Origin of the sequence: Pollutimonas rozaliensis, assembly GCF_048751585.1 — a bacterium.
GTDB lineage: Bacteria > Pseudomonadota > Gammaproteobacteria > Burkholderiales > Burkholderiaceae_B.
Window position 1 is genome coordinate 1 of sequence record NZ_JAZHOB010000249.1, and the last position, 253, is coordinate 253.

The 253-nt window shown below is 58.5% G+C and carries 1 protein-coding gene; it reads right to left on the reverse strand.

Translation table 11 applies throughout. The features are described from left to right. The coding region (locus tag V0R37_RS22775; protein WP_489685826.1) for a ribonucleotide-diphosphate reductase subunit beta at positions 1–253 on the reverse strand (253 nt) is incomplete at both ends.

The window sequence follows — 253 nt, forward strand, 5'->3', positions numbered from 1 at the left end:
GTATACACCGCTTCTTCGTGGGGCGTACGCGCATCTTCCATCAGCACCGGCGCACCCACGCTGCTCTGGATGGTATCGAGCAGCGTCAGGCCGGTGAAGACCCGGATGGTCAGCTGCTTTTCCTGCTGAGTCAGCGTGTTCCACGACTGAATGTCGTTGGACAGCGGCACTTTTTCCGGCAGCCAGAAGTTGCTGGTCAGGCGGTTCCACACGTCCAGATCTTTATCGTCCTGCAGACGGTTCCAGTTGATCG